At 67.7% G+C, this 362-nt stretch carries 1 protein-coding gene; it reads left to right on the plus strand.

The annotated features are described in order from the left end of the window. Positions 1-362, plus strand: a 362-nt coding sequence (locus ACH65_RS17935; protein WP_049624006.1) for a transposase, incomplete at both ends; no start/stop codon positions are given.

Raw genomic sequence — 362 nt, forward strand, 5'->3', positions numbered from 1 at the left:
CAGGCGGCGGTGGACGAGAGCGGGCTGATCGTGGCCACCGAGGTGATCGATGCGGGTACCGACAGCCATTACCTGGTGCCGATGGTGGAGGCCACGCAGAAGAACACCGGTGCCCTGCCGCAGATGACCTTGGCCGACAGCGGTTACGCCAGCGAGGCTAACTTTGCGGCGCTGGAAGCATTACTGGCTCCGGCCTGCGTGGCCCTTGGGCGCGAGGGCGGCAAGGTCCGCAAGATCGACCCGGCCAAGCATCCGGCGACCCAGCGCATGGCCGGGCGGCTGTCCACGGACCAAGGGCAGGCGCACTATCGGCGGCGCAAGGTGATCCCCGAGCCGGTGTTTGGGTGGATCAAGCAGGCCAT

It is taken from the genome of Frateuria defendens (assembly GCF_001182895.1).
GTDB lineage: Bacteria > Pseudomonadota > Gammaproteobacteria > Xanthomonadales > Rhodanobacteraceae > Frateuria_B > Frateuria_B defendens.